Source organism: Chitinophagales bacterium (assembly GCA_020635995.1).
GTDB lineage: Bacteria > Bacteroidota > Bacteroidia > Chitinophagales > UBA8649 > JAFMKE01.
Genome location: JACJYS010000001.1, coordinates 1 through 14034 on the forward strand (window position 1 = coordinate 1; position 14034 = coordinate 14034).

Here is a 14034-nt window from a genome sequence, read left to right on the forward strand (position 1 = left end):
ATTATCTACAATTTTAGTAGTATAGTGTTTTAAGTAAAAATTTTTTGCTTCTTCCCAATTTTTAAAATAAGTATCGGGTTGATAATTTGGATGTGTCTTTGGGTATCTCGCATCTAACCAGTTATAATTTGTTTGAAAATGTAGTGGATGATTGGGGTTTGGTTTTCTTTCAAAATTTATAAAATCATTTCCCAAGCATAAATTTACTATTAATAAATCTGGTTTTATTTTTAACAAATATTTTTGTGCTATTAATTTATATTGTAAAGGATCTGTACCTCCAATTCCAAAATTTAAAGCAGTATAATTGAGTTGTTTATCAACTAAATTTACAAATGAGTTTGTAATAGGGTTAGCACAACAACCATCAGTATGAGAGTCGCCAATAAACATAATTACAAAGGAGGTGTCTTTAATAGCATTAACAGTAGCAGAGTCAAAGTTGTATGTAGAACGAAAACCTTGATTATTAATAGTATATTCCTTTATAATATCTTCAGTTTCTTTCAGATATATGTTTATACCTATTTCATCGGTTGTATGAAGTTGTTGAAGTTTTAAATCTATTCCAATATATCTTCCCCGAAATGTTAAACCAAGTTTATCTTTATAATTTATAAATTCCAAAAATATATCAGATAAAAAAACAATTGTAGTAACAAATAAAATTGAAAACAAGAACTTTTTATTTATTAGGCGTGACGTATATATTATAAATGATATTATTAAAGCAAGAAAGATACCCACCAAGAATTTGGCTTTATATATTTTAATGGCAAACCAAACTAGCAAATAAAAGTTGGGATAATAAATTTTTATTTTTTTAATAGGAAATTCTGTTAACTCTCCTTTAAGGAAAGCATGAGTTGTATTTAAATTTGTTATAATTAATTTTTCATAACAATTAAATAAAAAAAAGTATAAAATGTAGTAAGATACTACAACGCTTAACAAAACTAATATTTCTCTCTTTTTCACGGCTTAATTTAAACTTATTATTGAATCTAAAAACAGTGCATACTCTTCATGTCCAATATCGTTAAAATGTCCATCATTCATATTGTAATATTTTTTAGGGATTGGTGAATAAACATAATCAATGTTTTCAAAAAGATGAGGGAATTCCTCAACTTTAGTTTTTGCGTACAAATAATCTGGAATAACTATTAGCTCAAATTTTGAGTTATTTTCTTTACAAATTTGAATAATTTGTTCAATTTCTTCATTGCAGGCAGGTGATTTAAGGGGTTCTGCATGTGGCACAGAATTGCTACATGAGGAAAAACCTAATTTAACACCAACTTTCCAAACTTGCGTTAATACACTTGATTTAGCTACTATTTTTTGATTAAAATTAGTTGGAATTAAATACATTTGCTTAAGTACATTATTATAAGCTGTTTCGGCAGTGTGATATTCTATGCCATTTTGAAAAGCCATTATATTTCCTGCATTTGTATCATAGTAAACTGGATGAAAGGGTTCTAAAATTCTTTTATAATATTGAATATCATTACCCATGAAAAAGTTAAGTATGACCATATCTGGTTTTATTTTTAACAAATATTTTTGTGCTATTAATTTATATTGCAAAGGATCTGTACCACTTATTCCAAAATTTAAAGAAAAAGCATCTTCTCTTTGATCTATTAAATCAACAAAAGAACTATCTATTGGTTCTGCCCACATCCCTTCTGTATGAGAATCCCCCACAAACATAATTACTTTACCCAGTTGCTTTAAAGAATCAATATAAGTGGTCGTAAAGGTATAATTAGAGCGAAAACCTTGTTTGTTAACGATATATCCTTCTCTTAGATAAATAGATTCTGGCAACATGGTATTTATTCCTTTTTCATCAGCTCTATATTTGGGTCTAATTTCAAGGTCTTGTGTTATCAATTTACCTCTGTATTCTATATTCAAAAGTCTATTCACATTTATAAATGAAAAACTTATCTCAATAAGAAAAAGCGATGCTGTTAATAAATATACTTTAAAAATTATTTCTTTATTAATTCTTTTTTTATATAATAAAAGTAAACTTAAGCTAAGTAAAAGAACAGCAACATAAATAAAGTATTTGCTAAGTTGAATCGTAAGAAAAACAAAGAAATAATATTTTGGATATAGTTCTCTAAATGTATTATATGGATAGTTTTTTACTTCTTGTAGAAATGTTTTTGTTTCTAAACTAAAGAGGTCTATAATTAATAAGTCATAAAAATTAATAACCAGCATTATAGCAAGAAACACTGTAAATCCAATCAAGAATTGTAATAAAGTATTCCCAAATCGTCTATTCATTAGTAAGGATTTTACGAATACTATCATTTAGCCACTCTTCATTACTAGATGCTTTATTAAGAATGAATAATTTTTTAAAAGTTTGTGTATTGATTTGATTAACACTAAAATGTTCTTTTAGTACATCTTTAATTCTATCACTAATAATACCATCCTTTAAATATATAGATAAATAACGATTATTTTTAAGTTTTAAATACCCTGAATGTTTACTTCTATATAACTCATTGCCTTGAATTATTGACCAATTTTTACTATTAATTTCATCACAAGTATTATAACTAATAAAGTCTGTTTTATAATCATAAACATCTTGCTGAAATACAAAATTACTATCTGTATTATTTTGAATAGCTTCTAATAAAATAAAAAAATCTATGGGTTTATTCGTTGAAACATCAACAAAAGTTCCATTAAAATAAGCATCTTGAACAATCCATTTTTTTTCATCATCTAAGTGTACAATGTTAGTTTGGTGTGTGGCAAATTTTTCTCCCATATCATACCTATATGATTTATAGCCTAAATCTTCAAATACATTTTTAAGAAATAATGATGCCCCACCACAAAAAACGCTAAAACTATCTTTGTAAAAAAAATCATAAAACTGTTGGCTTGAAAGCTCTCCCCATTTGATATTCGTTTTACTCAAACAAGTATAATCTTCTCCTAAGTCAATTAACTCTGCAGTTTTTTTTCTTATAAAAGAGGTTTTTTCAAAATCACTTGAATACTTTTTAAGTTGATTATTTAAATAAATAATAAAATCTAAATAAGATTGGTGATGCTCATATCGCTTATCATTTATTTCAATTTCATAAAGATGTTCACAATTAATATTTTCTACAAGTGATTTTTGATAAAATGGTGCACTCCAATACACTAATGATTTAATAGTGTTAATGCTTGGATAAAAAATAGCAAGTAAAGAAACCACTAAAAGTAAAAAAGTAATGACTTGAAGTTTTGTAAAAGTTTTTAAGAGAAAAAAGGGATAAACTATAATAAAAACAAGTGCTGAAAAAAACGTGTACTTTATAAAAACATGAACAAGGGTTGCATAATTAGGAAAAAACTTCACTAAATCAGACGGAAGTGCAAATAATAAAATATCAAAATTATGAAAAACAATAAGATAGTACCAGATTAGTAGATAAATTATACTCAAACATAGGATAACTTTTAGAACACTTTTTATTTTCATTCCTCCAATCATTTTTTTGAATTAAAAAAATCAAGTATTTTATCACATACATAGCTTTGCTCTTTTTCAGTCATGCCATTATACAAAGGTAAACTTAAAAGATTCTGAGCTAATTTTTCAGCTATTGGCAATCCTCCTTTCTGGTATCCCATTTTGTTATATGCTTTTTGTAAATGAGGTGGCACAGGGTAATGTATAAGTGTATGAACTCCTTTTTTTCTTAAGTGAGCTTGTAGTTTATTTCGTTGTGTTGTTTTAATAACAAATAGATGATAAACATGATAAGACTCAGATTTTGATACAGGGAGTTTAATATCATGAATATGTTGTAGCTTGTTTATATAAAATTCAGCTAATTTTCGTCTTTCATTATTCCATTTATCTAAATGTTGAAGTTTAACATTCAGAAAGGCAGCTTGTATTTCATCTAAACGATTGTTATAACCTATAAGCTCATTATAATATTTCTTTGAAGAGCCATAATTTCTTAATAAACAACATTTTTTAAATAATTCTTTATCATTTGTACAAATTGCACCGGCATCACCTAAAGCACCTAAATTTTTTGATGGGTAAAAGCTTGTGGCATTAATATGACCCCAACTTCCAATGGCTTTTTCTTTACATTTTGCTCCTTGCGCTTGCGCAAAATCCTCTATTATATACAAGTTGTTTTGTTGTGCAATATCCATTATTTTATCCATTTCACATGGATTCCCATACATGTGTACAGGCAGAATTGCTTTTGTCCTACTCGTTATTTTTGCCTGTATCTTGTCAATATTTATATTGTACGTATCTTCTTCTGGCTCTACAGGCACAGGTATAGCCCCCACAAGGCTTACTGCCAGCCATGAAGCAATATAAGTGTTAGAAGGGACAAGTACTTCATCTCCTTTTTTAATACCAACGCTTTTTAAAGCAATTTTCAAGGCGTCAAGTCCAGAACTAACGCCTATAGTGTATTTTGTTTCTGTAAATTTCGAAAATTCTTCTTGAAATGCTTCAACATTTTCACCTAATATCAAACTATTAGATTGTAAAACCTTTTGAAATGCTTCAATCAATTTTTGTTGAAGAATACCATTTGTATTTTGCAAAGAATAAAAGGGAACTATCATTTATTTTTCCAATAATTTAAAAAATCATTAAAGTCTCTAATATAATCATCAAGAGAGTATGATGTAGAAGAAAGTATAAGTTGAACTGCTCCCGCTGAATATTTCATTGTGTGCCAATAATTAGGCGGAATTAATAAGCCTTCATTAGGATTGTTTAAAATAAATTTCATGGTGTTTAAATTTATATCAATTAACTCAACTTCTATTTCACCTGAAACGGCTACTAAGATTTGAAAGGATTCTTTGTGAGCATGTTTGCCACGAATAATATCTGAGGGTGTTGAGTATGTCCAATAAGTTCTTTTGACTTTAAAAAAATGATTTTTTTCACAATCTACTATACTCAAATATCCTTCTGGAAGGTTACCTTTTTTCTCAAACTTAATGATGTGTGGTTTAATATTTCTCAATCTCTTTAGGTTTCATTATAAAAAACTCATACCGCCAAGTACCAGGAATTTTTTCTAAGGTATAATTTTTTTTGAAATAATCTTGTAACAAAATCATTTTTGAGGTTAAGTCATAGCCATAAAAAGAAGTTCCTATTTTTTTAGCATCTGTATTAACAAAATCTATCAATACAAGATTATAGCCCTCATTTAAGCGATTGGCTATGCTGTCTTTTGCCATTTCAAGATATGCACTATCAGACAATTCTAATTCAAATGAAAGTCCTTCAGGATAGTGAAGATAACGTAAACTATCATACCCCCCCCATTCTAGAGCGGCAATAGAGTTAAAGTTTTCAAAACCTCTGCCTATGTATATAGTCTTTGTATAATTCTCAATAGCATTCTCAATGATTCTTACATTGCTTTTTGATTTCAAATCTTTATACTTAGAATGCTCAATTCTTCCAATAAGTGTTATAATAGGAAGAGTTAATAAACACAGTAAAAGAAATTTCTTAAACCTCTTTAATTGTATAAATAACAGTAGAATTAACCAAAAGATAAAAAATTGGGGTTGTATAAAAAACTGAGGATCTGAACCTTGTTCATAAAAATTCATAGCAGTTCCTAAGCCAAAGACAAAAAATAAAAAATGAGCTATTTTAACAATATTGTTTAGTTTATTTTGACGCAAATACGAATAATAAGACTTAGACAATATAAAGAATAAAAGCAATCCTAAAATAATTTTAGAAGCAGAAAAAGCACCTAAAGTTTTTGATGTATATCCAGAAAATAAAAAAGTAATTGTGTTTCCAATAACTAAAGGGATTTTATTAAAAAGTATGCCACTTATCCATAGGCTTCCTGTCCCTTTGGCAGGATACCAAATACCTAAAAAAGAAACGTTTAATAAGATACTTATTATTAAAAATAAAAGGAAAATTAAAGAAAAACTCATAACAACATTTTGTATTCTTTTTTTTACATCTTCGTTATCAAGAAATAATAGATAAAGAAACCAAGCCCCAAAAGCTGGCACACCGCTTGTCCAATGAAAAAGCATAGAAAAAGCAAAAAGTAAAGTAGTGCTTAGTAAATAAAGCTGGGATTTTTCTTTGACATAATAATAAAATGAAAATACACCAAACACAAAAAAAGTATAGGAAGGGAAAATATCTTCATTACTAATAGAAAGGAAAAACACCCCTGGAAGGACAAAGTGAAGTATTGTAGCAAAAAATGCAGCCCTATAACTATTAAAAATTTTATATGTAAAATAAAATATACCCGCTGTTAAAATAGCACTAGCCAAGCCATTAAACAATACTATAGCATCATATGTATTAATAACAAAAAACCTATTCAATAATAAGTAAAAATATTTAACAGTAGGATAGTATAACAAATCACCATATTCAAGTGAACCAGTACCTCTTAGGTATTCTAAAATACCAGTAGCCTTCCAAATACCATTTCCTGTAACAGCCATAGACATTTGATAAGTATAGTAAAACCACACATAAAAACTAAGCGTAAAAACGAAAATAAAAATACTTGATGCTATATTTAAAAACTTCTTATTATCCATCCTTAGATATTAAATAGTTATTCATTATCAGCACGTCTAAGCCACTTGCGTAAAAGGAAGCTAAAGCATCTTGTGGAGAACAAACTATAGGTTCATGAGATAAATTAAAGCTTGTATTTAATACCACGCCATGTTTATTTATTTTTTTTAACTCTTGCAATAGTTTGTAAAACAAATGGTTTTGTTGTGCATTGACTGTTTGAATTCTAGCTGTATTGTCTACATGGCATACTGCTGGTATTTCTTTTTTAGCAAAATCTGTAGTTGAAAAGGTAATATTCATATAAGAAGCCTTTTGTGGTGTACCTATAAAGTAAAGCTTTTTATCTTCTTCTAAAACGCTAGGACAAAAAGGCCTAAAAGTTTCTCTAAACTTAATTTTGCTATTAACTAACTCTTGCATTTTTGGATTGCATGGATTCGCTAAAATACTTCTATTCCCTAGCGCTCTAGGACCAAATTCCATACCGCCTTGAAACCATCCAATAACTTTATTTTTTTTAATCAGTTGAGCAGCAACAATTTCAGGATTGTCAATTTTAGAATATTTAATATGGTTTCTTTTTAGTATATTCAATACATCAGAATCCGTATATATATTCCCTAAATAATAATTTTTGGGTTTTACAGGTTTTTTGTTTAACTCTTGACTTAATATCCATGCAGCTCCTAATGAAATTCCGGCATCGCTAGATGCTGGTTGTACAAAGAAATTATTTACTTCTTCTAGCTTAGTAATGGCTTGATTCATTACACAATTTAACGCAACACCTCCGGCAAAACATAACTTATTTATGTTTGTTTTATGAATATAATCCAAAACTATTTTTTGCATTAAATTTTCAATATGCTGCTGTGCTGAAGCAGCAACATCATAATAAAATGGTGTAATTTCTTCTGTAGGTATTCGTCTTCCTTTGCCTAATTTTTCAATAAATTTATCATTAAACAACATTTCAATTTGATGCGGACTGGGTGTTCTTGGTGGTATGGAAACCAAATAATCTTCATTTATTTTGAGTTCGCCATCTTTATAAGCTATAAGCCAATAAAAATCATATTTACTCCTATCTCCATATGAAGATAGACCCATTAATTTATATTCGTCACTTTCTTTTTTAAAACCACAATATTGTGTTATTAAAGAATAAAAAATGCCTAAACTATTTGGGCGTTCAAAACGCTTTAAAACTTCAATATCAGCATCTTTTCCTTGTGCTATTTGCATAGAAACTCCGTCTCCAGAACTATCCATAGTAAAAATTAAAGCTTCTTTAAAACTGGAAGCATAAAAAGTGCTAGCAGCATGACAATCATGATGGTGAAATACTTTTATAATTGGTTTTATATTAAAATAATACAAAAAGTAATCTTCAAGTTTTTTGTAAATAAAATCGCCCCATGTGCTGCCATGAAAAGCTACGTGTGTTATGTCTTCTACTTTTTTACCTGAAAGCTTTAGCACTTCTATAATAGAGAGATATGGGAGTCTTCCAGCTGAAAATTTAATTCTATTTAATCGCTCCTCTTCAATGGCAGCCAAAACTTTACCATTTTCAACTAAACATGCTGCAACATCTTGATACCCTTGCCTAAAGCCACCATTAATACCTAATATTACCATTTAAAAGTAATTTTTTTGTTTAAGCATTGTACCAAATTGCGTTCCTTTCCACTTTCCTTCTCCTAATTCTAAGTCAACTATTTTTAAATCTCCAGCAAATTCATTGAGTTCACTTTGATAAATTGTGCCGTGTTTATCTATAGCTAAAGAACAGCCTACCATTTTTTTACCCTCATAAGGACCTCCAACAATATACCCCACACTTGTTGTACTTACTACTGGAATTTCATATAAGGTAGCTAACTCAGATAATGGTGCTATCCATTTGTCTTCATAAGGATCTATTTCTTCTGTAACAAAATGTTCTACCGTCCAACTTGATGGCGCTAAAATAATTTGTGCACCCATTCTAGCTAAAGAATGCCCCAAACAAAGTGCATTTCTATAATTATCGGCACAAATATTAATACCTATTTTACCAAATTCGGTGTCTACTACACTTAGTTTTTGTCCCATTCTGTAAAAAGGGAACTCTACTTCCAATAAATTTATTTTTTGATGCTTATGTACTATTTCTCCGTTTCTATTAATCAGAATAGAGGTATTAAAAATATCTTCTCCGTTTCTTTCTGTTAAACCCAAACATAACCAAATATTATGTTCTATAGCTAAATTCGAAAAAAAACGGCTACGTTCTCCAGGGATAGGCTCCGCTTCATTATAAGCACTAGGATGCGTCCATGCTAAATCTAATGTTTCTGGTAATAGAACCAAGTCTACACCTTGAGCCGCTGATTTTTCAATCATTTTTTGAGCTCTTTCTAAATTTCTTTCAGGCTCACCGCCTTCTACTAAAATTTGTGCAATGCCTACTTTCATTTATTTGTAAGGTAAGTTAAAATACTTTTCATAAAACACTTTAGTGAAAAAGCCAAAACGAGACAATACCCAAACAGGTATTTTCCCTAATCGCATTTTTGTATAACTATTCGGGTAATCCCAGAAGTTTTTGGGTGGCAATTTTAAGTATTCGTCAAACTGTTCTCTTGTTATTCCCAATCGCTTTATACATAAATTTATCACTTTTTCATCTTCTATTGCATAGGGCTCTTTTACGGCTTCTAAAGCTTCTTTTCTTGTCATCTGCTTGCTTCTAATTAAAGCAGAATAAGCTACTAATCTAAAATCAATGTTAAATTTTACCCGATGCACATAAGTAATTAAGGCCCAATATAAGTCATCGTAATAATGCGCACCAGGATATACCCAATCGAGTTCTTTTATAATGATTTCTTCTGCCTCTTTTCTTACATAAGGGTAATGATATAATGGCGCAAAGGTTTTAATGCCATTTAATGTATAAAAAAGCATTTCTTTAAGCCCTAAATTATAATTTGGGGCTTCAGGTTTCCATTTTTTTAGTGGATATGTGCCAAATCGTTTATGAAGCGATCGCAGTAAGTCGCCATCAAAATACGCCCAAGCTATAGGTCGTATCCCTTCTGTTCTAAAACTCTGTCCGTATAAAATAGTTTTTACCTTTTCTTTATAAGCTACACCATACAACGATGCACCTATACCTATATCGGTGCCATTATTTAATAAAGGTGTTGACGCTTTTAAATCAACAATTTTCAAATCTTTACATTCTCTAAAATCAGATGTAATTGTTCGTAACTCTACACCTAGTTTTCTTACTGCATTAAGCATATTTTCACCTGCCACAGGATTGTCAAAACCATCATTAAAATGAACGGCCAAAGGCCTCAAACCCCATTTTTTAACCGCCAACCACAACAAATAAGTACTATCTCTACCACCGCTAAAACCGATAATACAATCGTATTTTTTGCCTTCTCCCTCTTTTTTAATTTTGTCAAGTCTTTTTTCTAATTTCAATAAAGCTTCATCATTTTCAGGGTAAAGCTTACACAACTTATCATGAAAGGTGCACAATGAACAAACACCATCTTTATTAAAAGAAATAGCAGGTACGGTACTATCCGCTATACAACGAGTACAACGCTTGTATTCAATATTCTTATCAAAACCACTTACTTTTATCAAATCTTTATTTTTTACCTTTATGTTTGTAGGCTAAATTATAACTTAATTATGAAAATTTATCACATTGTTATACTATTTTTCCTTACTTCATGTTCTAATGAGAATAAAGAGTGTAATATACCTGAAGATGTAGAAGTTGATCGGCTTGTGTTTTACACAAAACAAACAGACAATGATAACACAGAAGCGGCAGTTAGCTTACGTGGAGCAAGTGATTCTTTAGAAACAGATGCAAAAATTGGTGTTTTTGATGAACGTTTAGGCTTGGCAGCTCAGATGGCAGCTACTGTTATACCTAGTAATAAGAATAAACTAGTAAACTGGAATGCCTACATATACTCTGATAGTGTTCAAAAAGACGTGTCTGTAATTGATATTTCTTTAAATCAAATTCATGGTGCTGTTTCTTCAAACTACAAGGATCCTAACTCCTTAGTTTCAGGGTGGTATATTGATGGTGAAAACTATGCTCAATTGGAATACATGTCAAGGCATATAGGAGGGCAAGAGGATGGAAAAACGTGGACTATTGATGACTATGGTTTTCATGCTATTGAAGATGGAAAATTAGTTTTTTCTATTAACACGAATGGCTTAATTTTACCAAAACTAGATAAAGAACCTGAAGGCGAATTGGGTGCCTTATATTTCAACACAAAAAAGAACGCCTACATGAAATATACAGCAAATGGTTGGGTGGAGTTTTAACTAAACATATACTTTATTACATCTTTAATAACTTTCTTAATAACAGACCACTTGCCTCCTGAGCCCCTGCCATGTTTTCTGCTTTGATGTATAATAGGCACTTCAATGAATTTGTAGTTCTTTTCTAATGCTTTTAATATAAATTCTGCATTAATAAAAGCAGATGTACTCTTTAGATTTAGATTTTTAAGTATTTCAGATTTAAATAAAACAATACTATTCACATCCGTTATTTTTTTGCGAGCAAGTAATGAAATCACTAAATTATACATTTTTGAGTTTAATCTTCTGTATAAATTATCGCTTCGTTTGTTTCTCTTTCCTATAATCAAATCATAGTCATCCATTAAAGATGCCATAGCAAAAAGATTATTGGCGGGAAACTGATGATCTCCTGATATAAAAAACACCCATTTACTTGTGGGAAGTGTAAAGGCTTTTTTAAAACTATCGCCAAAACCTTTATTTTGCTGATTTCTAACAAATTGTATAGGAATATCTTTGATTACGTAATTTTGCAAACGTACAAAAGTGCCATCCGAACTGCCATCATCTATAATTAAAATAGTAAGCTTAAATTTTTCAGAAAGATTTAAGGTTTTAACTTCATTTAAAAGCGCTACTAATGAATGTTTATCATTGTATGCAGGAATGGATATGGTAACATCAGGTTTCATTTAGTTATGATATTTGGGAGCACTGAATCTACAAAATATTGAGCCAAAAAATAGTTTCCTGTGCTATCCCAATGCCCTTCTCGTTTAGGAATTAGTTCTTTCCTGTCAATAATATAATCTGACGCTGAAAAGATTTGATTTTTATTAAACGAATTTGTAACTTTTCCAAAAAGTCTAACTTGATTTAAATTAGATTCAGAATTAATAAAGTCTGTTGTTGTGGGTAAAAAATAAATATAAAACGGAAAATTCTTACTTCTTGCATAAGCGTCCATAGCTTCTATAAGCTTTGATGAAAGATGCACGTTTTTTTGATGTATATTATTATGTTTTGATACCTCAAAAAATAAACCTAATCTATTGGGCGATGTATAATTGTTTTTGAATGTTTTAGAATCTTCTATATGTTCATTGTGAAGCATTAAGCTGTCTTTATCTAATGTAAAATAAGGTTTATAATAATCTCTAAAACTTAAATGAACTCTATCAATGTCAGCATTCACATATCCTAAAACAATTATATTTGGAGAAAATACATGCAATAAACGCTTCATGTATAAATAGATTTGATCAAAACCATAACCGCCAACACCTGCATTAATAACATGATAGCTAGAATCTAGCTGTTCTATAAATGCAGGAAGGGTATTAAAGTCACTTACTTCACATCCTTCTACAAAAGAATCTCCTATAAAAAGTATCGTCTTCTTGCTTGCTAAAGACTGATGTCCATTTTTTCTAATTCCTAATGAATCACTAGTAAACGTTTTATCATTGCAAAATGTTGTTGTACTATAGTTAGGTTTGATACGCCAACCCAATAAAGAGTCATATTCGTAAATTTTTGTTGAACTGCCCTCTATAAAACTATCCGTATAGTTAACATAATAATATTCTTTCCAAAATTGGCTTGTGTTGGGAATACGACCTGTTTTTATTCTAAAATTTACATAAACATGGATAGTACTAAAAAAAAGAATAATTAATATTAATCCAAAACTTATTAAAAATGCTATGTGCTTAGTTTGCTTTTTCATAAATCCATTAACTTATATATACAAATGGTATCTTGTTGCTTTTCAGGTTCTAAAAAAACCTCCACAGCATAAACAGAAACATTATCTGCTTCACTTAGCAAAGGAATGGCTATTTGCCATCTATGCCATTGTTGCACAATTCTATTGGTATCTAAAATACCTGTTTCTTCATATTGATTAATGATTTCTGGTTCAAAACGAGAATAGCTTTCCCATCTAAAGTCATGTTGCTTTCCAAGTTCATGAACATTTACCCCTTCGTAACCTTCATCTAAAATTTTATACTCAAAATATTTAAACGTATCAGGAACAATAGCCGAATACACTGGATATACAGAAAACGGATACGAATCTATTCTAAAAACTCCAAATAAAAAATTTACTCCTAATATCAATAGCGGAATAGAGACACTAAATTTTTTAAAAGAAATAGTTGGTTCAACTGATGGAAAGGACTTTTTTATAAGCTTTAACTTACTTAAAATTTTATTCCATGGAATAAAAACAACATATAACACTTGAAGAAAGATTAAAAAGTTTATATACATAAAGTACCCAATAACATTGTGCATAATTATACCTCCAATAGCACTAATCCATCTTGTTTTTTTATGAAACAAAAAAGCGAAGTAGAACAGCTCAAACAGTATAACTAATAAGCCACCAAACATTAATAAAAATGGAAAATTATCTACTCGAAAAGTAGGGATTTTGTTGTAGTGTTCAAACCACTCCAAGTACATTTGATTAATCATAGAGTTGCTCAGTGCCCAATCAAAACCACCAAGCCACAATTTATAAAAACCTGCAAAAAAATAGATCATACCAAAATGAAGCCATATAATCTTTAAATGAAAACTATAATCACCTTTTTTGTATATTGTTTTTTTATGAAGAAAACTATCTATTGAAAATACGTCATAACAAGAACTAAAGGTCATAATCCAGCTTATCCATATAATGATTTGCCTATGTTCTAACTTCCCAAAAAAATTAGGTGTAGCAATCACGTAAAAAACAATAAAAGCATTTAAAAATAAAAAAAAACGTGTTTTAAACCCAAACGCTATAAAAATTGAAGCTATTACACCTAATACAACAGCATATAGATAATAGTGTGAACTTATGGGTAAAATTTGTATCAGCCATCCTAAAAAAGGCAAGTTAACTCTTTGCAAACCATCTAGATATTTTGCATATTGCAAATAGAAGCTAATGTAAATAAATATTAAGTATAGAAAAAAAACTACTCTAAATATGCTAATGTTATACGGTAGTATTGGTTTAAGTAAAAATGCACTAAGTGTTGCATTTATTTGTTTAAAATTTATTGCATAAAATAACCCTAAAAAAACAAGCTGGAAAA

The 14034-nt window shown here is 29.5% G+C and carries 13 protein-coding genes; 1 reads left to right on the top strand and 12 read right to left on the bottom strand.

Annotated elements, in window-relative coordinates; translation table 11 throughout:
* The 9 genes from H6578_00005 to H6578_00045 form a co-directional block, all read right to left on the bottom strand.
* Positions 1-627, bottom strand: a 627-nt coding sequence (locus H6578_00005; protein MCB9225535.1) for an SGNH/GDSL hydrolase family protein, incomplete at its 3' end; no start/stop codon positions are given.
* Positions 628-981: 354 nt separating this feature from the next.
* Positions 982-2307 carry an SGNH/GDSL hydrolase family protein gene (locus H6578_00010; protein MCB9225536.1) on the bottom strand — a complete coding sequence of 442 codons (1326 nt, stop codon included), beginning with the start codon at positions 2305-2307 and terminating at the stop codon, positions 982-984.
* Positions 2300-3511, bottom strand: a complete 1212-nt coding sequence (locus H6578_00015) for a hypothetical protein (protein MCB9225537.1) — start codon at positions 3509-3511, stop codon at positions 2300-2302. Before H6578_00015 ends, H6578_00010 begins: the two co-directional genes overlap by 8 nt.
* An 8-nt stretch (positions 3512-3519) precedes the next feature.
* On the bottom strand, positions 3520-4632 hold the full coding sequence (locus H6578_00020) for a DegT/DnrJ/EryC1/StrS family aminotransferase (protein ID MCB9225538.1): 1113 nt from the start codon (positions 4630-4632) through the stop codon (positions 3520-3522).
* Positions 4629-5042 (bottom strand): FdtA/QdtA family cupin domain-containing protein, encoded by a 414-nt coding sequence (locus H6578_00025; GenBank protein MCB9225539.1) that lies wholly within the window; start codon positions 5040-5042, stop codon positions 4629-4631. Before H6578_00025 ends, H6578_00020 begins: the two co-directional genes overlap by 4 nt.
* Positions 5029-6615, bottom strand: coding sequence for a hypothetical protein (locus tag H6578_00030; protein ID MCB9225540.1), 1587 nt, complete (start codon positions 6613-6615; stop codon positions 5029-5031). The genes H6578_00025 and H6578_00030 overlap by 14 nt, the downstream gene beginning before the upstream one ends.
* The gene (locus tag H6578_00035; GenBank protein MCB9225541.1) at positions 6608-8239 is read right to left on the bottom strand and encodes a hypothetical protein; all 1632 of its coding nucleotides are present in this window, start codon (positions 8237-8239) and stop codon (positions 6608-6610) included. The genes H6578_00030 and H6578_00035 overlap by 8 nt, the downstream gene beginning before the upstream one ends.
* Positions 8240-9058: a carbon-nitrogen hydrolase family protein gene (locus H6578_00040; protein ID MCB9225542.1), complete on the bottom strand. Its 819-nt coding sequence runs from the start codon at positions 9056-9058 to the stop codon at positions 8240-8242.
* Positions 9059-10246, bottom strand: coding sequence for an N-acetyl sugar amidotransferase (locus H6578_00045; GenBank protein MCB9225543.1), 1188 nt, complete (start codon positions 10244-10246; stop codon positions 9059-9061).
* Between the two features lie 48 nt (positions 10247-10294).
* Here H6578_00045 and H6578_00050 point away from each other — a divergent pair, with 48 nt between their 5' ends.
* Positions 10295-10954: a hypothetical protein gene (locus H6578_00050; protein ID MCB9225544.1), complete on the top strand. Its 660-nt coding sequence runs from the start codon at positions 10295-10297 to the stop codon at positions 10952-10954.
* Here the strand turns inward: H6578_00050 and H6578_00055 are convergent.
* Genes H6578_00055 through H6578_00065 form a run of 3 tightly spaced genes read right to left on the bottom strand, consistent with a single transcriptional unit; the run spans position 10951 to position 13873 of the window.
* On the bottom strand, positions 10951-11631 hold the full coding sequence (locus tag H6578_00055) for a glycosyltransferase family 2 protein (GenBank protein MCB9225545.1): 681 nt from the start codon (positions 11629-11631) through the stop codon (positions 10951-10953). The genes H6578_00050 and H6578_00055 overlap by 4 nt on opposite strands.
* Complete coding sequence (locus H6578_00060; GenBank protein ID MCB9225546.1) at positions 11628-12668, bottom strand: SGNH/GDSL hydrolase family protein; 1041 nt, start codon at positions 12666-12668, stop codon at positions 11628-11630. The genes H6578_00055 and H6578_00060 overlap by 4 nt, the downstream gene beginning before the upstream one ends.
* Complete coding sequence (locus tag H6578_00065) at positions 12665-13873, bottom strand: hypothetical protein (protein ID MCB9225547.1); 1209 nt, start codon at positions 13871-13873, stop codon at positions 12665-12667. The genes H6578_00060 and H6578_00065 overlap by 4 nt, the downstream gene beginning before the upstream one ends.
* Positions 13874-14034 lie beyond the last annotated feature (161 nt).

Coding starts and splice junctions, on each gene's coding strand:
- H6578_00010 (MCB9225536.1), bottom strand. CDS start 2,307: ATGAATAGACGATTTGGGAATACTTTATTACAATTCTTGATTGGATTT.
- H6578_00015 (MCB9225537.1), bottom strand. CDS start 3,511: ATGAAAATAAAAAGTGTTCTAAAAGTTATCCTATGTTTGAGTATAATT.
- H6578_00020 (MCB9225538.1), bottom strand. CDS start 4,632: ATGATAGTTCCCTTTTATTCTTTGCAAAATACAAATGGTATTCTTCAA.
- H6578_00030 (MCB9225540.1), bottom strand. CDS start 6,615: ATGGATAATAAGAAGTTTTTAAATATAGCATCAAGTATTTTTATTTTC.
- H6578_00035 (MCB9225541.1), bottom strand. CDS start 8,239: ATGGTAATATTAGGTATTAATGGTGGCTTTAGGCAAGGGTATCAAGAT.
- H6578_00040 (MCB9225542.1), bottom strand. CDS start 9,058: ATGAAAGTAGGCATTGCACAAATTTTAGTAGAAGGCGGTGAGCCTGAA.
- H6578_00050 (MCB9225544.1), top strand. CDS start 10,295: ATGAAAATTTATCACATTGTTATACTATTTTTCCTTACTTCATGTTCT.
- H6578_00055 (MCB9225545.1), bottom strand. CDS start 11,631: ATGAAACCTGATGTTACCATATCCATTCCTGCATACAATGATAAACAT.
- H6578_00060 (MCB9225546.1), bottom strand. CDS start 12,668: ATGAAAAAGCAAACTAAGCACATAGCATTTTTAATAAGTTTTGGATTA.